The following is a 24638-nucleotide window of genomic DNA, read 5'->3' as shown; positions in this document are numbered from 1 at the left end:
TCAGAGCTTGCGGTAGAGCCGCTCGTGCGACGCCACCGTCTCGAAATCCTGCGCATGCGCGCTGAAATGCAGGCTCTCCTTGCTGCCCAGGCCCAGGAAGCCGCGGCGCGCCAGCGCGTCGCGGAACAGGCCGATGGCGCGGTCCTGCAGCGGGCGGTCGAAATAGATCAGCACGTTGCGGCACGAGACCAGCTGGGCCTCCTGGAACACGCTGTCGGTGGCCAGGCTGTGGTCGGCAAACACCGACTGGCGGATCAGCTGGGCGTTGAACTTGGCCTTGCCGTACGCCGCGTGATAGTAGTCCGACAGCGAGCGCCGGCCGCCGGCCGCCAGGTAGTTTTCGCCAAAGCCGCGCAGCCGCCCGGCGTCGTAGACCCCGGTGCGGGCGATGGCCAGCGCTTCCGGGTTGATGTCGGTGGCATAGAACACGGTGCGCGCCGCCAGCCCTTCCTCCTCGAACAGGATGGCCAGCGACCACAGTTCCTCGCCGCTGCTGCAGCCGGCCACCCAGACGTTGACCGACGGATAGGTCTGCAGCACCGGCACCACGTGCTCGCGGATGGCCAGGAAATAGGCCGGGTCGCGGAACATCTCGCTGACCTGCACCGTCAGGTACTGGAGCAGCCGGCCGAACACGGCCGCATCGCGCAGCATGCGGTCCTGCAGTTGCGACAGCGTGGGCACCTGCATGTCCTGCAGCGCCTGCTGCAGCCGCCGGCGCATCGACGCGCGCGAGTACCGCCGGAAGTCGTGCTGGTACTTCAGGAAGATGGCCTGCAGCAGCAGTTCCAGCTCGATGTCAAAGTTGGCGTCGGGCAGCACCACGCCGCCGTCCAGCCCCGGCACGGCCACCTGGGCGCGGGGGCCCTGCGGTTTCAGTTTGCGTGAAGCCATACGCGGCACAGGGAAAGCAGCTTGTCGACGTCGATCGGCTTGGCGATGTAGTCGTTGGCGCCGGCGCGCAGGCACGCCTCGCGGTCGGACTGCATGGCCTTGGCCGTCAGCGCGATGATCGGCAGGCGCGCAAAGCGCGGCATCTCGCGGATATGGCGCATGGCGGTGATGCCGTCCATCTCCGGCATCATGATGTCCATCAGCACCAGGTCCACGTCGTCCATGCGGTTCAGCATGTCCAGCGCCTCACGTCCGCTGCGGGCAATCTCCACGGTGGCGCCCAGCGGCTCGATGACCTTCGACAGCGCGAAGATGTTGCGCGCATCATCCTCCACCAGCAGCAGCTTGCGGCCGTCGAACGTGTCGTCGCGGTTGCGCGCGGCGCGCAGCATGCGCTGGTGCTCCGGCGGCAGCGACGACTCCACGCTGTGCAGGAACAGCGTCACTTCGTCCAGCAGGCGGTCCGGCGAGCGCGCGCCCTTGATGATGATCGACTTCGAATACTTGCGCAGCCGGCGCTCGTCCTCGGCCGAGAGCTGGCGGCCCGTGTAGATGATGACCGGCGGCATCGGGTTGGCATCGGCCAGCGCCGTGTTGGCCATGTGCGCCAGCAGGTCGTGGCCGGTGCCGTCGGGCAGCACCATGTCCATCACCACGCAGTCGAACGGCGTGCCGTTCAGCGTGGCGGTGGCGGCAGCCACGCTGTCGGCCGTGACGATCTCGGCGTCCAGCGATTTCAGCAGCGCGCGGATGCTCTCGCGCAGCGCCGGATCGTCCTCGATCACCAGCACGCGGCGCTGGCCCGGCGTCATGCGGGCCTCCAGTCCGCGGATGGCGGCGGCCAGCTTCTCACGCTCGCTGGGCTTGAACGTGTAGCCCACCGCGCCCAGGTGCAGCGCCGCCTCGGCGTGGTCGCTGACCGACACCAGGTGCGTGGGGATGTGCCGCGTGGAGGGGTCGCGCTTGAGCCAGTCCAGCAGCGTCAGGCCCGACTGGTCGGGCAGCGCCACGTCCAGCAGGATGCCGCACGGCTGGTGCTGGCGCGCCAGTTCCAGGCCCTGCGCCGACGTGGTGGCGTGGATGCAGTCGAAATCGAGTTCGTGGGCCAGGTCGTAGAGGATGCCGGCGAAGTCGATGTCGTCCTCGACCACCAGGATCAGCCGGTTGCCGCGCGTGCGATGGTCGCGGTCGTCGGGAATCGGCGCCGGAAAGCCGGGCTGCACGCGCTCGGGCGGGGCCGACGCGGGCGCCGGAGCCGGCGGCACCGCACGCGACGGCGGCGCCATGATCGGGGCCGCGGCGGGCGGCTGGGTCAGCAGCCCGGCCTGCGAGGCGGCATCGGTCGACAGCACGCGCGGCACGGTCAGCGCGAAAACGCTGCCCTGCCCCGGCTCGCTGGCCACCGAGATTGCGCCACCGAGCAGCCGGCCCAGCTCGCGCGAGATCGACAGCCCCAGCCCCGTGCCGCCATAGCGGCGGCTCGTGGTGCCATCGGCCTGCTGGAATGCCTCGAAGATGACCTGCTGCTTATCCTTCGGGATGCCGATGCCGGTGTCGCGCACTTCAAAGCGCACCGCATCGTCGCCATGGGCGGCCAGCGCCAGCGTGACCGAGCCGGTTTCCGTGAACTTGAACGCGTTGGACAGCAGGTTCTTGAGCACCTGTTGCAGGCGCTGGCTGTCGGACACGATCGATTCGGGCACGCCGGGCATGAACTCCACGCGGAACGGCACGCCCTTGCCCTCGCCGATCGGGCCGAACAGGTTCTGCAGCGTGCTGCTCAGCGATTTCAGCTCCACCGTCTCTGGCTCGATGACCAGGTGCCCGGCCTCGATCTTGGACAGGTCCAGGATGTCGTTGATCAGGTTCAGCAGGTCGGTGTTGGCCGCGTGGATCGTGGCCGCGTAGCGCACCTGTTCGTCGGTCAGCGTGCCTTCCTTGTTCTCCTGCAGCAGCTTGGCCAGGATCAGTGCGCTGTTCAGCGGCGTGCGCAGTTCGTGCGACATATTGGCCAGGAACTCGCTCTTGTACTGGTTGGAGCGTTCCAGCGCGCGCGAATTGGCCGCCAGTTCGGCCTGGAAGGCGAGCATTTCGCGCTTCTGGCCTTCCAGCCGCTGGGCGTGTTCCTCTAGCTGGACGTTGGTCTGCTCCAGCTCGGCCTGCTGGGCTTCGAGCCGCGCCTGCGAATCCATCAGCGCGCGGCCACGCTCTTCCAGTTCCTCGTTCGACACGCGCAGCTCTTCCTGCTGCACCTGCAGTTCCTCGCTCTGGCGCTGCGTCTCGGCCAGCAGCTTTTCCAGCCGGCCGCGGTAGACGGCGGCGCGCACGGTCATGCCGATCGACTCGCCCAGCCGCTCCAGCAGTTCCACCACGTCGGCCGTGTCGCGCTGCGCCTTGATGAAGCCCAGTTCCACCACGCCGACCACGTCGCCCTCCGCCGTCAGCGGCGCGGCGATGATCTCGGTCGGTGCCGAGCGGCCCAGCGCCGACGACACCTGCAGGTAATCCGCCGGCAGCCCGCCCACGGCCATCACGCGGTTCTCGGCGGCCGCCTGGCCGGCCAGGGTCTGGCCCTTGGCCAGCGTCTGCGGCAGGCGGTCGGCATCGGCCAGCGCCCAGGTGGCCAGGCGCTGCAACTGCGCGCCGTCCACCTGGTAGACCACGCCGACGTGCGCCTGCAGCACGTCCGCCAGCGCGCGGACCAGCGCGTCGCCGACATTGCCGGCCGACTGTGCGTTGCGCACCGCCTGGTGGATCCTGACCTGCGACTGCTGCAGCCAACTCGCGCGCTGCATGGCCTGCTGCGCCACGATGTAGCGGTAGACCACCACCGCCAGGAACCACGCCATGATCACGCCGGCTGACCGGTTGATGATCGCGAACAGGACGTTGGCGCCGCCGGAGGGCGACAGCGCGTAGCCGATACCGATCAGCACCGTGGCGGCGGCCGCCGTGATCAGGGGTAGCCGGGCGTCGTTGCCGTAGAGCGACAGGCAGACCGGCACGAGGTAGAACAGCCAGACGGCCAGGCCGAGCGGCGTCATCGCGTCGACGCCAAAGACGACGACGAGCGAGACCGGGACGATGATGACGCCGAACAGGAAGCGTTGCAGGGAGGACGGGTGCATACCGATGGATGTCGAAAAGGTCACGGCAACGCCCCGGATTGCCGGACGGCCAGATCGCCAACGCAAAGCGACTCATGCTACCCCGCGCCGACCGAAATGGCTGTCGGTGTTGCACCGACATTTGCTGCGCCGCAGCACGCCGCCGATCGGCAACCGTTACACCGGATCGGTTCGAAAACTGCAATCCCGCGCCCCGTTCCGGCCGGCCGCGCCGGGCGTGGCGCCGGGGACGGCACGGGTACGACAATTGCGCGCCTGCTGGCACTGCAACGACCCCCAGGAGCCCGCCATGGCATCGCAGAACAACCCCGGCGCCCCCACGCCGCCCGCCGCTGACCCGTCCGCGAAGCCGCGCGACCCCGCCGACAAGGCGCCCGCCGACGCCGGCAAGGCGGCCCCGACGCCCAACGAGATCATGCGCGAGGACCAGTCTCCGCGCGACGAGCAGGGCAACCGCCCGCAGAGCGACAAGCCGGACATTTCAGGCTGACGACGATGGATGCCCCCGTCCACCTCCCCGACAGCGTCCAGGCGCCCCAGCGGCGCCGGACCCACCTGCGCATCAACGGGCAGGACTATCGGCTCGACCTGCCCGTCTGGACCACGCTGCTCGACCTGCTGCGCGACCAGCTGGACCTGACCGGCACCAAGAAAGGCTGCGACCACGGTCAGTGCGGCGCCTGCACCGTGATTGTCGATGGCCGGCGCATCAATAGCTGCCTGGCGCTGGCCGTGGCGTACGACGACGCCGACATCACGACCATCGAGGGCGTGGCCGACCTGCATCCCGGCCCCGACCTGCACCCCGTCCAGCGCGCGTTCATGGCCTGCGACGCGTTCCAGTGCGGCTATTGCACGCCCGGGCAGATCTGCTCGGCCGTGGCGCTGCAGCGCGAGACGCCCCCGCGCAACCGCGCCGAAATCCGCGAGCGGATGAGCGGCAACCTGTGCCGCTGCGGCGCCTATCCGCAGATCGTGGAGGCCGTGGCGCAGGCGCTGGGCGTGGACGCGCCGCCCCAGTCCACCCCACCCGCAGAGGGATAAGCCATGCACCCGTTTCGCTATATCCGCGTGGAATCCGTGCCCGAGGCGCTGGCGGTCATCGCCGGGCAGCTCGGCAATGCCCCGGACGGCGCCCACCCGGCCGCCCTGCCGCGCCTGTTCGCAGGCGGCACAAACCTGCTGGACCTGATGAAGGAAAACGTCATGCGCCCCGGCGCGCTGGTCGATATCGGCCGGCTGCCGCTCGACGAGATCGAGCTATGGGACGACGGCACGCTGCACCTGGGCGCGATGGCGCGCAATGCGGACACGGCCGAGCATCCGCTGGTGCGCGAGCGTTTTCCGCTGCTGCGCGCGGCCATCCTGGCCGGCGCCTCGGGCCAGATCCGCAACGTTGCCACCAACGGCGGCAACCTGCTGCAGCGCACCCGCTGCTACTACTTCTACGACGCGGGCGTGCCGTGCAACAAGCGCGACCCCGGCAGCGGCTGTCCGGCCGCGCACGGGCTGGCGCGCCAGCACGCCATCCTGGGCGCCAGCGAGGCGTGCATCGCCACGCATCCGTCCGACATGTGCGTGGCGCTGGCGGCGCTGGACGCCGTGGTCCACGTGGAATCGGTGCGCGGGCCGCGCGAGATTCCATTCCAGGAATTTCACCGGCTGCCCGGCGACCATCCCGAGCACGACACCACGCTGGCGCCCGACGAGCTGATTACCCATATCAGCGTGCCGCCCAACGCGTTCGCGGGCCACAGTACCTACCTGAAGGTGCGCGAGCGGGCGTCCTATGCATTCGCGCTGGTGTCGGTGGCGGCCGCGCTGGCGCTTGAGCCCGACCAGACCATCCGCGACGCGCGGCTGGCGCTGGGGGGCGTGGCACACAAGCCCTGGCGCGACCGGGACGCCGAAGCGATGCTGGCCGGGCGCCCGGCCACGGCCCAGACGTTCGCCGACGTGGCCGCCTTCGTGCTGCGCGACGCCCGCGCCTGGGGCGGCCCCGCCTTGCCGGAAAGCACGCCCGGCAACGCGTTCAAGATTCCGCTGGCGCACCGCGCCATCGTGCGGGCCCTGGAAATGGCCACGGCCGGCGTGCTCACCAACACCGGGCAGGACGCCTGCCGCGAGGAGGGCTGGCAATGAGCGAAACCACGCTGCCGCCGCTGGAAGCCGACCAGCAGCCGATGGCCCCCGGCAACGCCGGCCCGGCCGGCATCGGCACCCCGCTGCCGCGCATCGACGGCCTGGCCAAGGTCACCGGCACCGCCCGCTACGCGGCCGAGCACCAGTCGCCCGACCTCTGCTACGGCGTGGCGGTCAACAGCACGATCGCGCGCGGCCGGATTGCGCGGATCGACACCGACGCGGCCCGCGCCTTTCCCGGCGTGCTGGACGTACTGACGCACGACCATCGCCCGCCGATGCGGTCGATGCGCTTCTTCTACAAGGACATGACCGCTCCGGCCGGCAAGCCGTTCCGGCCGCTGCACGACGACGAGATCCACTACAGCGGCCAGCCCGTGGCGTTAGTGGTGGCCACGTCGTTCGAGGCCGCCCGACACGCGGCCACGCTGGTGCGTGTGGAATACGCGCCGGCGCCCCACGAGACCAACCTGCTGGCCCGGCGCGACGCCGCGCACGAGCCCAGCCCGCTGAAGGTGGGCTTTTCCAAGCCGCCCAAGCCCAAGGGCAATCCCGACGCGGCGTTCGCGGGCGCCGAGGTCAAGGTGGACGCCCAGTTCTACGCCGGCGTGGAGCACCACAATCCGATGGAGATGCACGCCAGCACCGTGATCCGGGACAGCCGCGGCCATCTGCTCATCTATGACAAGACGCAGGGCTCGCAGAATTCGCGCTGGATGGTGTCCCGCGTGTTCGGTCTGCCCGGCCGCAAGGTCACGGTGCGCAACCCGTTTGTCGGCGGCGCGTTCGGGTCCGGGCTGCGGCCGCAGTACCAGTTGCTGCTGGCCGTGATGGCGTCGCTGCATCTGAAGCGGTCCGTCCGCGTGGTGCTGACGCGCCAGCAGATGTTCACGTTCGGCCATCGGCCGGAGACCTGGCAGCGCGTGCGGCTGGGCGCCACGCGCGACGGCCGGCTCACGTCGATCATCCACGAAGCCATCGCCGAGACGTCGCGGCAGGAAGACTACGTCGAGGTGGTGGTCAACTGGTCCGGGCAGCTCTACGCCTGCGACAACATCCGCTACGTGTACAAGCTGGTGGCGCTGGACCAGTACACGCCGATGGACATGCGCGCGCCCGGCGCCGCGCATGGCGTACACGCGATCGAAGTGGCCATGGACGAGTTGTCGTACGCGGCCGGCATCGATCCGCTGGCGCTGCGCCGCATCAACTACGCCACGCGCGACGGCAACCAGGGGCTGCCGTTCTCGACGAAGCAGCTGATGGACTGCTACGAGCAGGGCGCGCGCGCGTTCGGCTGGGATCAGCGGCCGCTGGCACCGCGCGCGATGCGCGACGGCAACGAACTGGTCGGCTGGGGCATGGCGACGGGCACCTGGGACGCGCTGCAGATGGCCGCCCGCGCCAGCGCCACACTGCTGGCCGACGGCCGGCTGGAAATCACCTGCGCGGCCAGCGACATCGGCACCGGCACCTATACGGCCATCAGCCAGATTGCCGCCGATGCGATGGGCATCGCCGTGGAACGGGTGATCTTCCGGCTGGGCGACTCGGACCTGCCGTTCGCGCCGATCGAGGGCGGGTCGTCGCATATCGCCACGGTGGGCTCGGCCGTCGACGGTGCCTGCGAGAAGCTGCGCCGCCAGCTCTGGCGGCTGGCCCGCACGGTCAAGGGGCGCGGCTTTGAACAGTGCGCGTTTGACGACGTCGAGTTCGCCGACGGCGCCATGCGGCTGCGGCAGCAGCCCGATACCAGCATCCCGCTCGATTCGCTGCTGCTGGCGTGCGGCAAGACCCAGCTTGGCGTGCGGCACCTGCTGCTGCCCGACGTGCGCAAGCAGAAGCAGACCGTGCGGGCGGTGCATTCGGCCGTGTTCTGCGAGGTACGCGTGGACGAGGCGCTGGGCGCGGTGCGCGTGACGCGCGTGGTCAGCGCCGTGGCGGCCGGCCGGATCGTGAATCCGCTGACGGCCCGCAGCCAGATATCGGGCGGCGTGGTCTGGGGCATCAGCCAGGCGCTGTTCGAGGAAACGCTGAGCGACCACCGCCTGGGCCGCTTCATGAATCACAATCTCGCCGAATATCACATTGCCGCCAATGCCGACATCCGCGACATCGACGTCATCTTCGTCGAGGAAGACGACCGGATCGTCAGCCGGATTGGCGCCAAGGGCGTGGGCGAGATCGGCATCGTCGGCGTGGCGGCGGCCATCAGCAACGCGATCTACCACGCCACCGGCAAGCGGCTGCGCACCACGCCGATGACGCCGGACAAGCTTGTCGCCGGCTGAAGCCCTAGGCGCGGGCCCTGGCCTTGGCGGCCGGGGCCGGCTTCGGGCGCGCCTTGGCTGTCGTACGGGCCTTGACCGTGGCCTGGTTGGCGGCCACGGCCGCGCGGATCAGGGCCTTGAGCGCCGGGCGGTCGATCCGGCCGCCTTCAGGAAAGTCGATGGCCCGGCGCACGTTGCCTTCCAGGCTGGCATTGAACAGGCCCTTGGGATCGGGCAGCGACGCGCCTTTCGGGAAGGTCATCTTGACGGCGGCCTTGTAGACCTCGCCCGTGCACAGGATGCCGTCGTGCGACCACACCGGCACGCTCCACTTCCATTCCTCGACGACATCGGGGTCGGCCTCGCGGACCAGCGCTCGCAGTTGCGCCAGCAGCTCGCCGCGCCAGTCGCCCAGCTCGGCAATCCTGGCGTCGATCAGCTCGGCTGCCGGAATGCCATCTGCCGCTGCGTCTTTTTTCATCATTTGTCTCCCGTTCTGGTGTTCCTGACACATCACTATAGGACACGTGCCGCCCTGCCCGCCGGGGTTGACAATCGATTCTCCAAACACAATACTTCGATCAACTTTAATCCCTATTCGAGAACGACACCCTGGTGTCGTCGATACAGCGTGGAACTGGCCGAACTCGAAATCTTCCGGGCCGTGGCGCGTGAGCAGAGCGTCACGCGCGCGGCCAAGGCGCTGGAACGCGTGCAATCCAACGTCACCACCCGCGTCAAGCAGCTTGAGGAAAGCCTGGGCGTGACGCTGTTCCAGCGCGCGAACCGGCAGATGATCCTGACGCCGGCCGGGCAGCGGCTGCTGGGCTACGCCGACCAGTTGCTGGCGCTGGCCGAGGAAGCGCGCCAGTCCATGCGCGCGGACGCCCCGAGCGGCCGGCTGCGCGTGGGATCGATGGAAAGCACGGCGGCCACGCTGCTGCCGGGGCCGCTGGGCCGCTTCCATGCCGCGTGGCCCGACGTCGACGTGGAACTGACCACCGGTACGTCGCAGGCGCTGGCCGACGCGGTACTGGAACGGCGGCTCGATTGCGCGGTGGTGGCGCACCCGGGCGCCGGCGCCCACAAGGACATCGACCTGGCGGAACTGGGCGACGGCCTGGACGGCACGTTTCTCAAGACCGAGGAACTGGTGCTGGTGCTGCCGGCCACCCATCCCAAGGTGCGCCGCCCCGTGGACGTGACGCTGCGGCAGCTGGCCGCCTTTGCCCGGGGCTGCACCTATCGGCGCTGTGCCGAAGACTGGCTCGAACAGGCCGGCGACGGCGTGCGCCGCCGCCTGACCGTCATCGAACTGCCCTCCTATCACGCGATCCTGGCCCAGGTGACGGCCGGGTCGGCGGTCGCGATCGTGCCGCGGTCCCTGCTGGCGATGCACGACGACGGCGCCGCGTGGCAGACCGTGCCCGTGCGCAAGGTCCACACGTTCCTGATCCAGCGGGCCGGCTTTACCACGTCGGCCTTCGAAGCATTCCAGCAGGCGCTGCGCCGTAGCTAGCGCCCTGCCCTATTTCGCCCGTTTTCCAAGGATTCTCGCCATGAACACCGCCTTCCCGCAGCACACTTCCCACCCTCTGCTGGCCCGTCTGGGCCTCCGGCTGCCGATCATCCAGGCGCCGATGGCCGGCGTCAGCACGCCCGCCATGGCGGCGGCGGTATCCGAGGCCGGCGGCCTGGGCTCGCTCGGCGTCGGCGCCATGGACGCCGAAGGCGCGCGCCAGGTCATCCGCGAGACGCGCGCGCTAACCGCCCGCCCGTTCAATATCAACCTGTTCTGCCACGCGCCGGCCCAGCCCGACGCCGAGCGCGAGTCTGGGTGGCTGGCCTACCTGGCGTCCGCGTTTGCCGAATTCGGCGCCACGCCGCCCGCCAACCTGCGCGAGATCTACAAGAGCTTCGTGGTCGACGACGAGATGTACCAGATGCTGCTGGAAGAGAAGCCGGCCGTGGTCAGCTTCCATTTCGGGCTGCCGCCGCAGGATCGCATCGACGCGCTGCGCGCCGCCGGCATCGTGCTGCTGGCCAGCGCCACGTCGCTGCAGGAAGCGCGGCTGATCGAGGCGGCCGGCATCGACGCCGTGGTGGCCCAGGGTATCGAGGCCGGCGGGCACCGTGGGGTATTCGACACCGCGGCCGAGGACGAAGGGCTGGGCACGTTTGCGCTGGTGCGCCTGCTGGTAGCGCGCACACGGCTGCCGGTGATCGCCGCTGGCGGCATCATGGACGGCGCGGGGATCGCGGCGGCACTGGCGCTGGGCGCGGTTGCCGCGCAACTGGGCACGGCGTTCGTGGCCACCGACGAATCGGCCGCCGACGCGGCCTACCGCAGCGCGCTAACGGCGGCCGAAACCCGCCCGACCACGCTGACGCGCGCCATCTCCGGCCGCGCCGCACGCGGCTTCACCAGCCATTTCACCCGGCTGGGCACCGCCGCCGGCGCGCCTGCGATTCCGGACTACCCGGTCACCTACGACGCCGGCAAGGCGCTGCACGCGGCGGCCAAGGCCAAGGGCGTCAGCGACTACGCGGCGCAATGGGCCGGCCAGGCCGTGCCGCTGGCGCGCGCGATGCCGGCCGGCGAGATGGTCTTCGTGCTGGAACAGGAACTGAAGGCCGCGCTCGACCAACTGGCCGGGCTGCGGGCCACGCTGGCCTGAACCGGGGCAGGCTTCAGGCCAGCAACGGGCTGCGGGCAAACTCGCCAGCCGCCCAGTCCAGGAACGCCCGCACGCGCGGCGAAAGCTGCCGCGAGCGGGGATAGAGCAGCGACACGGGCTGGGACGGCGGCGGCGTGTCGCGCAGGATTTCGACCAGCGAGCCGCGCCGAAGCTGGTCGATCACGTGAAAGCGCGGCACCTGCGCCATCCCGAGCCCGAGTTCGATGCCGGTGAGATAGCTCTCCGTGCCGGTCACTGCGAGCGGGCACGGCAGCGACACGGTCTTCAGGTCATCACCGACGGTGAATTCCAGCGGCGTGACATTGCCGGTGCTCATCTGGCGGATGGCGACCATGCGGTGGCCGTCCAGCGCGTCAAAGCTGGCCGGCGTGCCGAACCGCGCCAGATAGGCGGGCGTGGCGCAGGTCAGCCGGTCCAGCATCGCCACCTGCCGCGCCACCAGTTCGCTGTCGGGCAGCCGCCCGTAGCGCAGCACGCAGTCGACGCCTTCCTGCACAAGGTCCACCCACCGGTCCCCTTCGCTCATCGTGATCTGCAACTGCGGGTAGCGCGCCAGGAAATCGGGAAAGCCGGGCATCAGGAAATGGCGCGCCAGCGTGCCCTGCACCTCGATCCGCAGCATCCCGCGCGGCTCGGCCCCGCTGAAACCGCCCTCGGCGTCCTCGATATCGTCGAGGATGCGCAGGCAGCGGCGGTAATACGCTTCGCCGTCCAGCGTCGGGCGGACCACGCGGGTGGTGCGCTGGAGCAGCCGAACCCCTAGCCGTTTCTCCAGATCGGCAATGACCTTGGTCACCGTCGACCGGGGCACGTCCATGTCGCCGGCAGCCAGCGTGAAGCTGCGGCGCTCCACCACGCGGGTGTAGAGCCGCATCGCATCGAATCGGTCCAATTTGGCCTCTATATGGCGCATACGCCATATTTAACGGCGTATTGTTTCCCTGGCAGAACAAGTGATGGCAATTCTAGGCCGATTATCCAGTGCCGACTATCGCCGATAGTGCAGTCACACCGCGCCGACGCGGTTCGACCAACGATCCACACTGGAGCCCGACATGACCACTTTCTCGTCCACTTCCGCCCCGACTGGCCAGCGCGTTGCCATCGTCACGGGCGCCTCGCGCGGCATCGGCGCCGCCATCGCCCGCCGGCTGGGCGCCGATGGGTTTACCGTCGTCGTCAACTATGCCGGCAGTGCCAGCGATGCCGAGGCCGTCGCCGCCAACATCGAGGCCGCGGGTGGCCGCGCGCTGACCCACCAGGCCGACGTCGGCGACGCCGCCGCCGTCGCGCGCATGTTTGCCGCCGCCGAAGCCGCGTTTGGCGGGGTGGACGTGCTGGTCAACAACGCCGGCATCATGAAACTGGCGACCGTGGCGGAAAGCGACGACGCCCTGTTCGACAGCATCATGCGCATCAACGTCAAGGGCAGCTTCAACACGATGCGCGAAGCCGCCCGCCGGCTGCGCGACGGCGGCCGGATCATCAACCTGTCGTCGAGCCTGGTGGGACTGCTGATGCCGACCTACGGCGTCTACGCGGCGTCCAAGGCGGCCGTCGAAGCCATGACCCACGTGCTGATGAAGGAAGTGCGCGGCCGCAATATCACCGTGAACGCCGTGGCTCCCGGCCCGACCGCCACCGAACTGTTCCTCGACGGCAAATCGCCGGAACTGATCGACAAGATGGCAAAAATGGCACCGCTGGAACGCCTGGGCAAGCCGGAGGACATCGCCAATGCCGTGGCCTTCCTGGCCGGCGCGGACGGGTCGTGGATCAACGGCCAGACACTGCGGGCCAACGGCGGAATTATCTGAGACGCGGGCGGTGGGTCAGCGGCCGTCGACCTGATCGAACGCCGTGGAGGTCTGCCGCTGGTGGACGATGCTCATCCCCACCTGCGCGGCCGTCAGCCCGAGCCAGATCAGCGGATAGGCCCACACGGGCAGGACGGCGTCGCGGGCATCGTCCTTCCCGGGCAGATCGAGACAGAGCAGCAGCGCCGTGAAGCCCGCCGCGCCCATCGTCCAGAACAGCGACAGCGGCAGCGGGCCGTAGTCAGTCGGGCGAACGGCCGCTACCGGCGCCGGGCCGACCACATTGAGCGCCACACCCGCGCTGCAGGGCGTAGCCACCAGTTGCGCGCCCTGCCCGTGCCCGATCATGCTGGCCGCCAGCGCCTGGGCCAGCCAGGCATGCGCGGGACCTGGGCGACCGAGCGCGCGGTCGATGTCGTGGCTGGCGACGGTCAGCGCCGAGTCCCCGACAGCAGTCGTGACCGCATGCCGCAGCCCCTTGCTGAGGTCCGTGTACCAGAATTGCTTGATCCGCTTGGCCGGCACCTGCCCGGCATCGACCAGCTTCGCCAGCGCCGCCTCGACGCCATCCGCCTCGGCGGTGATGGCGCGGCACAGGTTGCCCTGCGGCCTGATCGGCGGTCGGGCGCCCGCCAGCGTTTGCGGCGCCGCCAGCAGCACGGCGACGGCGATTTCGGAAATTTCCGGCGCCTCCTGCCCATCGTGCAACTGACACGCCAGCACGAGCCGCGACCCGGCCAGTGGCGGCGCGGCGCCCCACAGGGTATCCATGCACGCCGCCTTGCTGCCCGGCGTCCACCTTGCGGACACGCGGTCCGGCACCCTGAGCTGGCGCATCAGGCGTAGCAATTCCTTTAGATCTCCTTCGTCGGCGGTCTGCAGGACGATTTCGAGGGGCCCCAACCGGACCAATCGTGTCAAGACGGGCAACAGCGGCGACAGCAAGGATTCGAGCGCACAGACCAGACGGGAGCTGCCCGCCGGCGCATCGAGGTCGAGCGCCAGCACCTTGTCGGGATTGACCGGCGGCGCCCCTTCGAGCCCCAGCAGCCGCTCGGCCAGATCGTTCTCGGGCGTCAGCACCACGCTGTCGACAATCGCCACATGGCCGCGCGCCCAGTTCAACCAGTAATAGGCGCGCCATTGCCGCCGCACGTTCCAGAGCCAAGCGCTGTCAGCCGGCAACTCATAGCCGGCGTACAGGCATCCACCCAGCAGCGCCGTGCATATCGTCAACGGTATATACAGCGCCTGATAAACGAACGCGTTGGACCACACCGTCTCGCCTTTGGGCCATCCGGCAAAAACAACCAGCACACCAACCGCTTCAAATGCGACCAGCACCGCCAGCAACAACCAGCCCGACGGCGCCCGCGGCTCCTGACGCGCCGGAATTTCTTCCATGTCCCAACCCGAACTCATGCGAACCTGGCTCCAGACGGCGCGGCCAGCACGACACTGCCGCATTGCGATCGACACCCATGCACCACCAGCCGTCGGCCCTGCTCGCTATACCCCTCGCCGCCCTCGACAATAGGATTATCTCCATGCCTGGGACAGGACACGATATCCCCCACCAGCGCCACGCGCCGGCCGCCAATGACAAACGTCGACGATGCGGTCCTCACAACACCTTGATGGCTGGTGGCATCGCCTAGCAGCACGGGATCTTTCATGGGGTAGGTTTCGGGAAATTGGACGGGCGGATGGAGTCGTCGCAGGAAATGTATTCCTGGCCGGAGGGGGTGTGGAGGCCGTTTAGGTAGTTGGGGCGCCGCGATGCGCGGAAGTAATCGCCCTTGATGCCTGGAGGCAGAGGCTGACGAAGGTCAATGCCCGAAACAAGGGGATACTGCTCGACCCAATAGTCATCAATATCGCGGGCAATCTTCTCTGCGATGTAGATTCGGTCTGCTGTGGCAGCCACGATGTATTGGGCCGAGTCCTCAAAAGGACTACGCGAATTTTTCATATAGTAGCCGCCACTTCTGAAAGAACGTCCGCCATCCGTCGAATAGATGAATGCAATATTGCAGCCCTTGTCCGGGCACACCCCCATAGGTGGGTACGAGGAGGGAACGACAATATTTCGGCCCGTTGGGTCGGCATTGATCAGTCTTCCCCTGTAGCTCGCTATGCCGCCACCCCTGCCAAACTTGGTACGGATACCCAGACGCGTGTCGTTGTAGTACGTAGTTCCAAAGTAGCAGTGCTTATAGTCCTCCAGCGAGATATAGCGATGATCGTCGATGCGATAGATAACTTGCGGTGGCACTTCGACATTCCGCATTTCCTCCGAACGATTCGACGACGGATTTGCGCAGCCGGTGGTGAGGATGGCTGCGATGGCGAAAACGCCCAGAATGTGGCGATATGCAATCAATCGGCTCTCCTCACTTGCTCAAATTGGCCGGACGAATCGAGTCGTCGCAGCTGACATATTCCTGGCCGGAGGGGGTGCGGAGGCCGTCGAGGTAGTTGGGGCGCCGCGATGCGGAAAACCTCTCACCTCGGACTGTCGTCTTGACTTCAGGTCGCGGCGGTTCGCCATGACGGTATGGTCGAAGGTCAATGCCGGGAGCCAATGGATACTGGGTGACGTAGTAGTCATCCGTTCTCCATTTCCTAGCAATATAAATTCGATCTGTGGTGGCGGCGACGATGTAGTCCTTAGAATCCCTAAATGGATTCGGGGAATCTCGCATGTAATAACCGCCACTAAGAAAGGTTCTGCCGGCATCTGTCGAATAAATGAAAGCTATATTGCACCCCTTGTCTGGACATGCAGCATTGGGAGGATAAGACGACGGAATAACGATGTTCTGTCCTGTCGGGTCTGCGTTGATGAGCCGCCCTCTATAGCTGGCTATGCCGCCGCCTCTACCGAACTTGGTGCGAATGCCCTGACGTGTGTCGTTGTAGTACGTTGTACCGAAGTAACAGTGCTTGTAGTCCTCAAGGGAGACGAAACGATGATCATCGATGCGGTATATCACCTGGGGTGGCACGATCGGATTAACGTTTTCGACCTGAGCGCTGGGCGGCGCGTAGACACATCCTGCGAGCCCAAAAATAGCAACACTACAAAAACTTAGGCGTAGCATCAGCCTCTCCTTACGTTCTGATTATGGATTCGAGCCTCTTCGATAGCATCCGAAACCTTTTCCTGGTCAATATATGCGGACGGCATCATTGGTCTTAATAGGCTTCCCTTATCAAAATAATCATCTGTCATTTGCGTCCAGTCAGCATCCAGCATTAATTCGCGCCAGAACTTACGATCATCAAACGCCTCACAGAAACCTACGGGCAAATCGTAGGCGGCGACGCGCCTCATGAACTCGCTGTTCAGAGGCAGCGTGCTATGGTCGGGTGGCTCCGGCTTGTAGTCCTTTAACCATTCACGCACTTCAGCGTGCGTTTCCTTCGTCCGAATGCGTTGATTTCCGTTGTAGATATCTTCGCCACGATCCTTGTATTTCTCCGGCTCGTAGATGGATTCGAAGTAGGGATACCCGCGATCCAAATAATCGCCGCTCTCTGGTTCCCGCGCGCCTAATGGCTGCACACTCTCATCCGTGATACTGACGTCGAAGTTCTTCGTTTCTTCCGCCGTTAGCGGTCGGGGCACTGTCTCGGCATTGATGCTGACTGTCTGGCCAGTGGCCGGCACGGTCCATACCTTGATACTGTTGAAAATCGGCCCGCGATTGCCATCCCAGAATTCCTTGGGAGACTTTGGATCGGCCAGTTCACCGCCCTTCATGTCGGGCAGCGTGCCGAAGCGCTTGATGCCGGGCGCATCTCCGCAAGGGGTGAGCCGGGCCAGCATCCGCTGCTTGACCGTTTCGCCCAGTTCCTCCAGCAGCCGGCTGCTGACACCCTGCCAGCCGATACTCTCCAAAGCGGACATGCCCATCACCCGATCGTGCGGACTGAAATAAACGTACAACCGCCCATGGTTATCCCGTTCGGCGAGTTCCAGAGTCAGTTGGGCGTCGGGGCGCCAGGGCTTGCCGTCGGGGGTCTTGCCAACCTGGAGCAGCCCTTTGAGGCGGTCATCGAGCATGCGCCTGTCGGCGCGGATGCGATTAGCGATATTTCGGAAGGTCTTTTCACGCGCCGCTGCAGTCGGGCGGTCATTACCGCTTGTCGCGAAATCCGTGATCTTGTCGTCGAGGGCAAACGGCGAATTCATCAGGAACAGCGCGTCTGGCGCCCGGGTGCTGCACAGTGCCGCAGCCGCCATGGCGATCATGGTGCCCTGGCTATGCGACATGACGGTAATCGTGTCGTGCGGATATCGGGCGCGTATCTTGTCGATCAGATTGGCCAGCCGTTGAGCGGCGTGGGGGTAATAGTCTCGCGCCGGCGCGTCCTGCAGTTGGCGCTCCGGCTCGGTATTCAGCAGTTGGAGATTGACGACGCCGAACAGGTGGCGGCTGAAACCCTTGCCACTCCACATCTGTTGCAGGTTGTTGGTGCCATTCTGGAACGGCCCGCCGCCCCAGAACCACGGTCCCTGGTCATCTTTCGAGCGCTTGGCGAAATCCACTCCGCTGATGTTTCGAAGTGGCACTTTGTACTTCCCTTGCGCTGCGACGGCTTCTGGTTCACGGTAGCCCCAAAAAAAACGAATCACCGGGGACCTGCCTGGGTCGTGGAAGTCGTACCGGCGTTCGTGCATACGGTGAGGCGCCTCTACCTCCCGATCGATATAGCTATTCTCTTCGAGCCGAAACTCGCTCCCTCCCAGCCCCAACCTCTCATTCAACCCCTCACACAACGCCTTCTCGGCCGCGTCATACCACTCCCCCTCCGAATTCACCCCGTGCACAAAAATAATCACGCCGGGCAGATGCGGCGGGATCTGGGCTTCGGCCCGGACGCCAAAACTGTCGGGGGTCATGTACGACTCCCAGTACGGGTTGCCGTGGGCGTCCCGCTGGGTCGGTACGACGCGGGTGGCTTCCTTGGGTCGAGCCTGCTGCGGCGACGCCTTGGCCTGGGGAGCCACAGCGTCCATCGTTGTTTCGCCAGTTTGATCGGCCATGTCAGAGCTTCAGTTTGACGCGCAGCAGTTGCATGCCCTGTGCGACGTCCTTGGTGAGCAGCGAGGTTTCGCCATCTTCGTTGGTGACGCCCTCGGTGATTTCGCCGTTGGCGAGCCGGATCCGATAGGCGCGATTGGGCAGCGGTTGGCCGGTCACGACGTCGGTCAGCACGAACCGTTCGTTGTTGATGGTGTCGGTCTGGGCGAACGTCGGGCGTGGCAGCGAAAGCGAGCCGGGGCCTGACTTCTGGATCTCGACCATCTTCAGGATGAGATGCCCGGCCCCGCCGATTCCCACGTTGTCGCCTTGCACCTTGATATAGGCGCTGCCCCCGCCGCTCAGGACGATGCCGTTCCGGGCGTTGGCGATCAGCGACCCGCTGGCGCTGGTCAGTTGCATGTTCTTCTCGGCCACCAGTTCCATGGCGTCGGACTGCGCCTGGATCAGCACCTTGCCCCGCGCGGCGAACAGCTTGACGCCCAGCTTGTGGGCGAACAACGACAGTGCGTCGCCGGCGGCGATGGCGACGCTGCGCAGCGCGTTGACGTGGAACGCCGCGCCCGTCTTGATGCCGACGCCGTTGCCCGCCGACAGGGCGATGCGCTGCGGCGTGGCCGCCGCGATGCCGGCCGGCGCGGACAGCGCCAGGACGGCCTGCTTCAGATCGGTGACGCTGTCCTTGAGCCACTGGTTCTCGGCCCTCAGGTCGGCCACCTCGGCGACGGCGGCCCGGGCCGCTTCGGCCAGCCCCTCGGCGCCGGCCATTGACAGCTCCAGTTGCCGCATGGCGCCAGCCGTGTCGGTCTGCTGGCCGATGGCATTGGCCTGCCTGTCCGCGGTGACCAGCAAGCCACCGCCCGCGCGCACGACGCCGTGGCGGTCGGTGCGGAGTTCGAAGCCTTCGCCGCGCTTCTTGCGATGGCTATCGACCAGGTGTCCGAGGTTCAACTGCGTCTTGCCGCCGTAGTCGGTGGACAGCTTGACGCCCTCCTCGCCCTCCCAGTCCTCGAACCGCAGCTTGTTGTTGCTCTGCGTGCGGATGACGTTGCGCGACAGCCAGCGGTCGTGGCAGGTCACCAGGTCCTCGTGCTGGCTGTGGTGAAGGGCGTGGGCGATATAGGGCTTGTTGGGATCGCCGTCGCGGAACGCGATGGCCACCTCGGTGCCGTCGATCAGCGGGAAATGGAAGCCGGTCTGGCGCGCCCCGGCGAACGGCTTGGCCAGCCGCAGCGGCACGCTCTCGCTGCCCCTGGGCCAGGCGTCGAAATCGAGGTCGAACCGCACCACATAGAGACCCTGCTGCGTCAGGTAGGCGTACTTGTAGTCGCCCGGCGACGTTACCCGCGCGCTCAGCGTGCCGGCGATGCGCGGCCACCGGCTGTCATCGACGGGCAGGCGGAAGCGCCGGTCCGCCGGTATCGCCTTGTACGTGTTGCTATAGGCGCGGTCCCGGGCGCCGGTGTGGGTGACCTCGGTAACCACCTGCCCGTTCGGCGCGTCGGGCAGCAACAGGTCCATGCGCAGCACGCGGGCCGGCCGAAGTTCCAGGATGTTGCTCCGGCCCTCGTAGACGATCTGCCCCGCCAGTGCCGCCTCGTGACGCAACTGCGCGGCCCAGCGGGCGCCGGCCATGTCGAGGTGGTGCGTGCCGTAGACGTAGGGCTGTCCGTAGTTGCCGGTTTCCTTGCGGGCGACGTTCGCCTCGGCCATCAGGCGCTCGTAGGATTGGTCCGGGTTGTAGTCAGCCGTCAGGAACGATTCGGGCACGGTCCGGACATCGGTCCGGATCTCGGAGACCGACTCCACGCCGGACTCCAGCCCCGCCGTTTCCCGGTACGGCACGCGCAAGGCCGGCTGGTAGATGTAGTGGTCGATGTCGTCGGAGAACTGCAGCACATCGCCGAACGCCGTGCCGAACCGGCCGGGCAGGAAGTAGCAGTACAACCCTTCCTGCTCCATCAGCAGCCGGATGTAGTCCCAGTCGGACATCTGGTACTGGAGCCGGAACCGGTGCTCCGGATACTGGCGGCGGGTCTTGAAGGCGAACTGGTGGCCTTCCAGCCCGTGCCGGCGCAGGATGGCCTCGATGATCTGCGGCGCCGTCTGGTGCTGGTAGACACGGCTGGCTTTTGTCAGCGCCAGCAGCGCGACCTTCGGCTGCACCACCATCTCGTACGCGCAGAAGTCGCGGCTTTGTCCCGTCTTCGAAAACTGGACGATGCAGCCCGAGAACCGCCTGGACTCGGTGCCATCGGCCGGGGCGATCGAGAACGTCGCGTCCTTGCGCAGGTAGTCCAGCCGCGCCAGTTCGGCCGCGTGGGTCAGCCGTATGGTGACGCGATACGGTTCGCCCAGCCGCTCGACGGCGTCGAAGGAGACCACGGACAGCCCACCGGCGCTTGGCGCCCCGGGCACTTCCAGGCGATATGCCTGACGCCCCACCAGGGCCTGACGCGGCCCCGCCGCGATATCGTTCTGTCCGTCCACCGTGCCCGCCATCGATTCGAATGGCGTCAGATTTTGATGGACGACTGGCGGCTCCACGTTGACGCAGGTCGGGTAACCCTGCAGTTCACCATGAGACTTGCACGCCGCACGGCCTGCGCTGTCGCCGAAACGTTGCGGGCGTCAGAAACGCTTGGCGGTTAATGGCATTTTAAGAGTCCGAAGCGGGGTCAGACATCGCCCCGCCCCTCGCCGTGTTCGCGTTCAGCCCACCCGAAGCTGGTTCTGGACGTCCTTCACGCCCATCACATGCCCGGCGATGTTCTCGATGCGGTGCTTTTCCCCGCGATCCCGGGCGCTGCCTTTCAGCGTGACCACGCCGGCCTCGACATCGACTTCGACCTCGCGCAGGTCCACCCGGCCGTCATGGGCCAGCCGCTCGCAGACATCGTCGCGGATGCGCTCGTCGGACCGGGTGTAGCCCTTCGGCCAGACCGGCTGCGAGCGCCGCTCGACCCATTCGCCGTATCCGCGCGACTGTTCGTGCGGCATGCCGGCCGGGCGTCCGCCGCTGCCCGGACGATGGCGCAGCGCGCCGTCCTCGTGGCGGTCCTGCCAGTTCACGTCGGCGGCGCGGTGCCAGCTTGCGCGGCCGGGCGCCGTGCGCAGGCCGTCGTCCTCAGCGATGCCATAGGCGGCGGGGTCGACGCGCGACTGGTCGTACACGCGCGTGTCGGCCTCGCGCCCGCGCGCCCACGGCCGGGGATACGCCTCCGGGCCGCCAAAGTCCTCGGTCTGGTCATGGACGGCCCAGTCGCTACCGGCGTCGGACACACCGGGCTGGAACCAGCGATTGTGCTTCGTCATATCGGTCTCCCGTAGTGGTGGCGATGGGAAAGACACGATGCAAAATCCGTTCCGACGAAAAACCCCCACAGCCAGCCTCCGTAGCAGTGCCTGCCCAGGCGCCCGCGTGTAGCCCGCCCCATCCGTTGGAAGATTTACCGCCACCCCGGCCGCCCGCGCCGGCACATTAGAATGATGCGCCGCCCGCCTCCGGGCCCAGCCTGCCCCCGACCATGATTCCGTCCGTCTCCGCCCTGCACAACCGCCTGAAGATGCAGCACCTGCGCCTGCTGGTGGCCATCGAGGCGCGCGGATCGCTGCGGCAGGCGGCCGAGGCGCTCACGCTCTCGCAGCCCGCCGTCAGCAAGATGCTGCAGGACATGGAAGACCTGCTCGGCGTGGCCCTGTTCGAACGCCACGCGCGCGGCCTGCGGGCAACGCGCTTCGGCCATGCCGCCACGCGCTACGCCAAGCTGGTGTTTGCCGACATGGCCGGCCTGCGCGATGAGCTGGTGGCGCTGGCGTCCGGCAAGATCGGCCGCGTGCGCGTCGGCGCGGTCATGGCGCCGGCCCCGGGGCTGTTGGCCGATGCCATCCGCGACCTCAACCGCGACCATCCCCAACTCGAAATCGCTGTCCAGGTCGATACCAGCGACGTGCTGATGCCGCTGCTGGAGCGCGACCAGCTCGACGTCGTGCTCGGCCGCGTGCCCGAAGGCTGGGACGCCGGCGGCGTCGATTTCGAGCAGTTGGGCGACGAGGGGCTGGCGATCGTGGTCGGCCCCCAGCACCCGCTGGCACGCAAGCGCCGCCTGGCGTTTGCCGAGCTGACGCGCTACCCGTGGATCATGCAGCCGCGCCCCAGCCCCATGCGCGCGCTGATCGACCGCTCGTTCGAGGACGCCGGCGTCGCCCCGCCCCCGTCGACCATCGAGACCGCCGCCGTGCTGATGACCACGTCGCTGCTGGCCGACAGCGAACTGGTGGCCGTGCTGCCCGAATCGGTGGCCGCGTACTACGCGCGGCTCGGCGCGCTGGCCGTGCTGCCGCTGCCGTTGCCGATCCAGCTCGGGCCGTACGGCATCGTCACGCGGCGCGGCCGGCCCGCCACGGCGTCGATGAGCCTGCTGATCGACGCCCTGCGCGCCCGCGCGGCCTAGCGCCCGGTTGCAACCCGCTCAGCGCCCCCAGCGCAGCACCAGCGGGTCCAGCCGCCGCGCCACCCGGAGCAGCCCCTCGCGCGTGGCCGGGTGCATGTGCTGGAGCGGATGCCGCACCGCATCGCAGCGGATCACGCCGCCTTCCTGCATCAGCACCTTGGCCGTCGCCAGCCACCCCTGGCGGTTCTCGTAGTTGATCAACGGCAGCCACTGCTGGTAGCGGGCAGCGGCGCCCTCGGCGTCGCCGGCCTGCCAGGCGTCCAGGATCTGGCGGATGCCGTCCGGATAGCCCGCGCCGGTCATCGCGCCCGTGGCACCCGCTTCCAGGTCGGCCATCAGCGTGATGGCTTCCTCGCCGTCCCAGGGCCCGACAATCGCGTCGCCGCCCAGCGCAATCAGCTCGCGCAGCTTGGCCGCCGCCTGCGGCACCTCGATCTTGAAATAGGAAACGTTCGGCAGCGCCTGCGCCATGCGGGCCAGGAACGGCGCCGACAGCGTGGTGCCGCTGACCGGTGCGTCCTGGATCATGATCGGGATGTCGATGGCCGCCGAGACCGCCGCGAAGAAGTCGAAGATGGCCGGCTCGGGCACGCGGATCGTGGCGCCGTGGTACGGCGGCATGACCATCACCATGGCGGCGCCGGCGTCCTGCGCGGCGCGGCTGCGCTCGGCGCAGATCCGCGAGCTGAAATGCGTCGTCGTCACGATCACCGGCACCCGCCCGGCCACGTGGTCCAGCACCGTGGTCATCAGCCGTGCCCGCTCGTCGTCGGTCAGCACGAACTGCTCGGAGAAGTTGGCCAGGATGCAGAGCCCGTCCGATCCGGCGTCGATCATGAAGTCGATGCAGCGGCGCTGGCCGTCCAGGTCCAGCCCGCCCTGGGCGTCGAAGATGGTCGGGGCCACGGGGAACACTCCGCGATACACGGGGGTCGTCATGCGCTGTCTCCTGGGTCTGATGTTGTGCCGCCCAATATACGGGCCGGCCCGCGCGCTGCCTAATGAAACCTGCCGATACCGTGATCGCCTGCGGTGATCGCTCGGCGCCCGGCCGGCGCCGCGCCAGCCGCCGCCCCGGGGCCCGCCCGCGTTAACCCGGATATCAGCACTGCTTATCGCCGCTTCAGAAATGCTCAGTTTTCGGCGCCCGCCGCGCTCCGTATAGTGGGTCTCACGCAGCGCAGACTGCGTGCCACGGAGACAGACATGAAGACTTGGATGGCCGGCGCACTGGCCGGCATCGTCGGGTTCGGCCTGGCAGCCCCCGCCGCCTGGGCGGACGACGCCCGCCCGGTACGCATGATGGTAGGCGCGGCCCCCGGCGGCGGCACGGACATCATGGCGCGCATCGTCGCGGACAAGCTGGCCGCGATCCTCAAGCAGCCGGTGGTGGTGGACAACCGCCCGGGCGCGTCGAACACCATCGCCGCGGACCTGACCGCCAAGGCGCCGCCCGACGGCAACACGCTGCTGATGGGCGTGTCGACGTCGCAGGCCATCGCGCCGCACCTGCTCAAGCTCCAGTTCAACCCGCTGAAGGACCTGGCGCCGGTGGCGCTGGTGGCACAGGTGCCCAACGTGCTGGTCGTCAACAACCAGTTGCCGGTGCAGGACGCGCGCTCGCTCGTGGCCCAGATCCAGGCCCATCCGGACAAGTACCGCTACAGCTCGTCCGGCGTCGGCAGCACGCAGCACCTGGCGGCGGCGGCCTTTGCGCACCAGATCCGCGGCCGGATGCTGCACGTGCCGTACAAGAGCAGCGCCAGTGGGCTGGTCGACCTGATGGGCGGCCAGGTGGACATGAGCTTCGAGACCATGCCGTCGGTCATCAACCATATCAAGGCCGGCAAGCTGCGTGCGCTGGCGGTGACATCGGACACGCGCTCGGCGCTGCTGCCGAACGTGCCGACGCTGAAGGAAGCCGGCGTGCCCGAGATCCAGGCCAACACCTGGTACGGCGTCTACGCCACCGGCGGCACGCCGCCCGCCACGCTGCAGAAGCTGGGCGCCGCCATGGCACAGGTCATGAAGGACCCCGACACGCTGCGCCGGCTGGGCGACGTTGGCGCGGTGCCCGGCACGATGGACGCCGCCCGCTTCGACGCCTTCTCGCGCAGCGAATACGCGCGCTACGGCAAGCTGATCGCCGAACTGGGCGTGAAGCTCGACTGACCCCAAACCCT

General features: G+C 67.6%; 21 protein-coding genes. 9 read left to right on the top strand and 12 right to left on the bottom strand.

Annotation, left to right across the window (positions count from 1 at the left end):
* Positions 1-894: a CheR family methyltransferase gene (locus tag EHF44_RS26015; RefSeq protein ID WP_124686550.1), complete on the bottom strand. Its 894-nt coding sequence runs from the start codon at positions 892-894 to the stop codon at positions 1-3.
* Complete coding sequence (locus EHF44_RS26010) at positions 876-4022, bottom strand: response regulator (protein ID WP_124686549.1); 3147 nt, start codon at positions 4020-4022, stop codon at positions 876-878. Before EHF44_RS26010 ends, EHF44_RS26015 begins: the two co-directional genes overlap by 19 nt.
* A gap of 289 nt (positions 4023-4311) precedes the next feature.
* Here EHF44_RS26010 and EHF44_RS26005 point away from each other — a divergent pair, with 289 nt between their 5' ends.
* From EHF44_RS26005 to EHF44_RS25990, 4 genes are read left to right on the top strand one after another with little or no spacing between them, the layout of a single operon-like run.
* Positions 4312-4512, top strand: coding sequence for a hypothetical protein (locus tag EHF44_RS26005; protein ID WP_124686548.1), 201 nt, complete (start codon positions 4312-4314; stop codon positions 4510-4512).
* A 5-nt stretch (positions 4513-4517) separates the two neighbouring features.
* Complete coding sequence (locus EHF44_RS26000) at positions 4518-5066, top strand: (2Fe-2S)-binding protein (RefSeq protein ID WP_124686547.1); 549 nt, start codon at positions 4518-4520, stop codon at positions 5064-5066.
* Positions 5067-5069: 3 nt separating this feature from the next.
* A complete protein-coding gene (locus EHF44_RS25995; protein ID WP_124686546.1) occupies positions 5070-6164 on the top strand; it encodes an FAD binding domain-containing protein in 1095 nt (364 codons plus the stop codon).
* Positions 6161-8455 (top strand): xanthine dehydrogenase family protein molybdopterin-binding subunit, encoded by a 2295-nt coding sequence (locus EHF44_RS25990; protein WP_124686545.1) that lies wholly within the window; start codon positions 6161-6163, stop codon positions 8453-8455. Before EHF44_RS25995 ends, EHF44_RS25990 begins: the two co-directional genes overlap by 4 nt.
* 4 nt (positions 8456-8459) lie before the next feature.
* On the opposite strand, the gene EHF44_RS25985 is transcribed toward EHF44_RS25990, so the two are convergent.
* On the bottom strand, positions 8460-8915 hold the full coding sequence (locus tag EHF44_RS25985; RefSeq protein WP_124686784.1) for a DUF1801 domain-containing protein: 456 nt from the start codon (positions 8913-8915) through the stop codon (positions 8460-8462).
* A 150-nt stretch (positions 8916-9065) separates the two neighbouring features.
* Between EHF44_RS25985 and EHF44_RS25980 the strand changes: the two genes are divergently transcribed.
* Positions 9066-9953 carry a LysR substrate-binding domain-containing protein gene (locus EHF44_RS25980; RefSeq protein WP_124686544.1) on the top strand — a complete coding sequence of 296 codons (888 nt, stop codon included), beginning with the start codon at positions 9066-9068 and terminating at the stop codon, positions 9951-9953.
* Between the two features lie 40 nt (positions 9954-9993).
* A complete protein-coding gene (locus EHF44_RS25975; protein WP_124686543.1) occupies positions 9994-11112 on the top strand; it encodes an NAD(P)H-dependent flavin oxidoreductase in 1119 nt (372 codons plus the stop codon).
* A 13-nt stretch (positions 11113-11125) separates the two neighbouring features.
* On the opposite strand, the gene EHF44_RS25970 is transcribed toward EHF44_RS25975, so the two are convergent.
* The gene (locus EHF44_RS25970) at positions 11126-12025 is read right to left on the bottom strand and encodes a LysR family transcriptional regulator (protein WP_124686542.1); all 900 of its coding nucleotides are present in this window, start codon (positions 12023-12025) and stop codon (positions 11126-11128) included.
* 163 nt (positions 12026-12188) lie between these two features.
* Here EHF44_RS25970 and EHF44_RS25965 point away from each other — a divergent pair, with 163 nt between their 5' ends.
* A complete protein-coding gene (locus EHF44_RS25965; protein ID WP_124686541.1) occupies positions 12189-12950 on the top strand; it encodes an SDR family oxidoreductase in 762 nt (253 codons plus the stop codon).
* Between the two features lie 15 nt (positions 12951-12965).
* Here EHF44_RS25965 and EHF44_RS25960 read toward each other — a convergent pair whose 3' ends face one another.
* From EHF44_RS25960 to EHF44_RS25930, 7 genes are all read right to left on the bottom strand, one after another.
* The gene (locus tag EHF44_RS25960) at positions 12966-14354 is read right to left on the bottom strand and encodes a hypothetical protein (protein WP_124686540.1); all 1389 of its coding nucleotides are present in this window, start codon (positions 14352-14354) and stop codon (positions 12966-12968) included.
* 14 nt (positions 14355-14368) lie between these two features.
* Complete coding sequence (locus EHF44_RS25955) at positions 14369-14626, bottom strand: PAAR domain-containing protein (RefSeq protein ID WP_124686539.1); 258 nt, start codon at positions 14624-14626, stop codon at positions 14369-14371.
* The gene (locus tag EHF44_RS25950; protein WP_124686538.1) at positions 14623-15333 is read right to left on the bottom strand and encodes a T6SS immunity protein Tli3 family protein; all 711 of its coding nucleotides are present in this window, start codon (positions 15331-15333) and stop codon (positions 14623-14625) included. The genes EHF44_RS25955 and EHF44_RS25950 overlap by 4 nt, the downstream gene beginning before the upstream one ends.
* A gap of 10 nt (positions 15334-15343) precedes the next feature.
* On the bottom strand, positions 15344-16054 hold the full coding sequence (locus EHF44_RS25945) for a T6SS immunity protein Tli3 family protein (RefSeq protein WP_124686537.1): 711 nt from the start codon (positions 16052-16054) through the stop codon (positions 15344-15346).
* Positions 16054-18003, bottom strand: a complete 1950-nt coding sequence (locus EHF44_RS25940; protein WP_124686536.1) for a T6SS effector phospholipase Tle3 domain-containing protein — start codon at positions 18001-18003, stop codon at positions 16054-16056. The genes EHF44_RS25945 and EHF44_RS25940 overlap by 1 nt, the downstream gene beginning before the upstream one ends.
* 1 nt (position 18004) lies before the next feature.
* Entirely contained in the window at positions 18005-20503 is a 2499-nt protein-coding gene (locus EHF44_RS25935) for a type VI secretion system Vgr family protein (RefSeq protein WP_124686783.1), read from the bottom strand.
* 210 nt (positions 20504-20713) lie between these two features.
* Positions 20714-21316, bottom strand: coding sequence for a BON domain-containing protein (locus EHF44_RS25930; protein WP_124686535.1), 603 nt, complete (start codon positions 21314-21316; stop codon positions 20714-20716).
* A 212-nt stretch (positions 21317-21528) separates the two neighbouring features.
* Between EHF44_RS25930 and EHF44_RS25925 the strand changes: the two genes are divergently transcribed.
* Positions 21529-22455, top strand: coding sequence for a LysR family transcriptional regulator (locus tag EHF44_RS25925; RefSeq protein ID WP_124686534.1), 927 nt, complete (start codon positions 21529-21531; stop codon positions 22453-22455).
* 18 nt (positions 22456-22473) lie between these two features.
* On the opposite strand, the gene EHF44_RS25920 is transcribed toward EHF44_RS25925, so the two are convergent.
* On the bottom strand, positions 22474-23394 hold the full coding sequence (locus tag EHF44_RS25920) for a dihydrodipicolinate synthase family protein (protein ID WP_124686533.1): 921 nt from the start codon (positions 23392-23394) through the stop codon (positions 22474-22476).
* A 267-nt stretch (positions 23395-23661) separates the two neighbouring features.
* Here EHF44_RS25920 and EHF44_RS25915 point away from each other — a divergent pair, with 267 nt between their 5' ends.
* A complete protein-coding gene (locus tag EHF44_RS25915) occupies positions 23662-24627 on the top strand; it encodes a Bug family tripartite tricarboxylate transporter substrate binding protein (protein WP_124686532.1) in 966 nt (321 codons plus the stop codon).
* The last annotated feature ends 11 nt before the right edge of the window (positions 24628-24638 follow it).

The sequence above is a fragment of the Cupriavidus pauculus genome, assembly GCF_003854935.1.
GTDB classification, from domain to species: domain Bacteria; phylum Pseudomonadota; class Gammaproteobacteria; order Burkholderiales; family Burkholderiaceae; genus Cupriavidus; species Cupriavidus pauculus_C.
Note: the sequence above shows the minus strand (reverse complement) of the source record. Positions and strands in the feature narration are given on the sequence as shown.

Excerpts from the sequence above, each read along its gene's own strand:
- EHF44_RS25940 (WP_124686536.1), bottom strand. The coding sequence starts at position 18,003 with ATGGCCGATCAAACTGGCGAAACAACGATGGACGCTGTGGCTCCCCAG.
- EHF44_RS26015 (WP_124686550.1), bottom strand. The coding sequence starts at position 894 with ATGGCTTCACGCAAACTGAAACCGCAGGGCCCCCGCGCCCAGGTGGCC.
- EHF44_RS25930 (WP_124686535.1), bottom strand. The coding sequence starts at position 21,316 with ATGACGAAGCACAATCGCTGGTTCCAGCCCGGTGTGTCCGACGCCGGT.
- EHF44_RS26005 (WP_124686548.1), top strand. The coding sequence starts at position 4,312 with ATGGCATCGCAGAACAACCCCGGCGCCCCCACGCCGCCCGCCGCTGAC.
- EHF44_RS25945 (WP_124686537.1), bottom strand. The coding sequence starts at position 16,054 with ATGCTACGCCTAAGTTTTTGTAGTGTTGCTATTTTTGGGCTCGCAGGA.
- EHF44_RS25915 (WP_124686532.1), top strand. The coding sequence starts at position 23,662 with ATGAAGACTTGGATGGCCGGCGCACTGGCCGGCATCGTCGGGTTCGGC.
- EHF44_RS25965 (WP_124686541.1), top strand. The coding sequence starts at position 12,189 with ATGACCACTTTCTCGTCCACTTCCGCCCCGACTGGCCAGCGCGTTGCC.
- EHF44_RS25925 (WP_124686534.1), top strand. The coding sequence starts at position 21,529 with ATGATTCCGTCCGTCTCCGCCCTGCACAACCGCCTGAAGATGCAGCAC.
- EHF44_RS25955 (WP_124686539.1), bottom strand. The coding sequence starts at position 14,626 with ATGAAAGATCCCGTGCTGCTAGGCGATGCCACCAGCCATCAAGGTGTT.
- EHF44_RS25920 (WP_124686533.1), bottom strand. The coding sequence starts at position 23,394 with ATGACGACCCCCGTGTATCGCGGAGTGTTCCCCGTGGCCCCGACCATC.
- EHF44_RS26010 (WP_124686549.1), bottom strand. The coding sequence starts at position 4,022 with ATGCACCCGTCCTCCCTGCAACGCTTCCTGTTCGGCGTCATCATCGTC.
- EHF44_RS25960 (WP_124686540.1), bottom strand. The coding sequence starts at position 14,354 with ATGGAAGAAATTCCGGCGCGTCAGGAGCCGCGGGCGCCGTCGGGCTGG.
- EHF44_RS25935 (WP_124686783.1), bottom strand. The coding sequence starts at position 20,503 with ATGGCGGGCACGGTGGACGGACAGAACGATATCGCGGCGGGGCCGCGT.
- EHF44_RS25975 (WP_124686543.1), top strand. The coding sequence starts at position 9,994 with ATGAACACCGCCTTCCCGCAGCACACTTCCCACCCTCTGCTGGCCCGT.
- EHF44_RS26000 (WP_124686547.1), top strand. The coding sequence starts at position 4,518 with ATGGATGCCCCCGTCCACCTCCCCGACAGCGTCCAGGCGCCCCAGCGG.
- EHF44_RS25995 (WP_124686546.1), top strand. The coding sequence starts at position 5,070 with ATGCACCCGTTTCGCTATATCCGCGTGGAATCCGTGCCCGAGGCGCTG.
- EHF44_RS25990 (WP_124686545.1), top strand. The coding sequence starts at position 6,161 with ATGAGCGAAACCACGCTGCCGCCGCTGGAAGCCGACCAGCAGCCGATG.
- EHF44_RS25985 (WP_124686784.1), bottom strand. The coding sequence starts at position 8,915 with ATGAAAAAAGACGCAGCGGCAGATGGCATTCCGGCAGCCGAGCTGATC.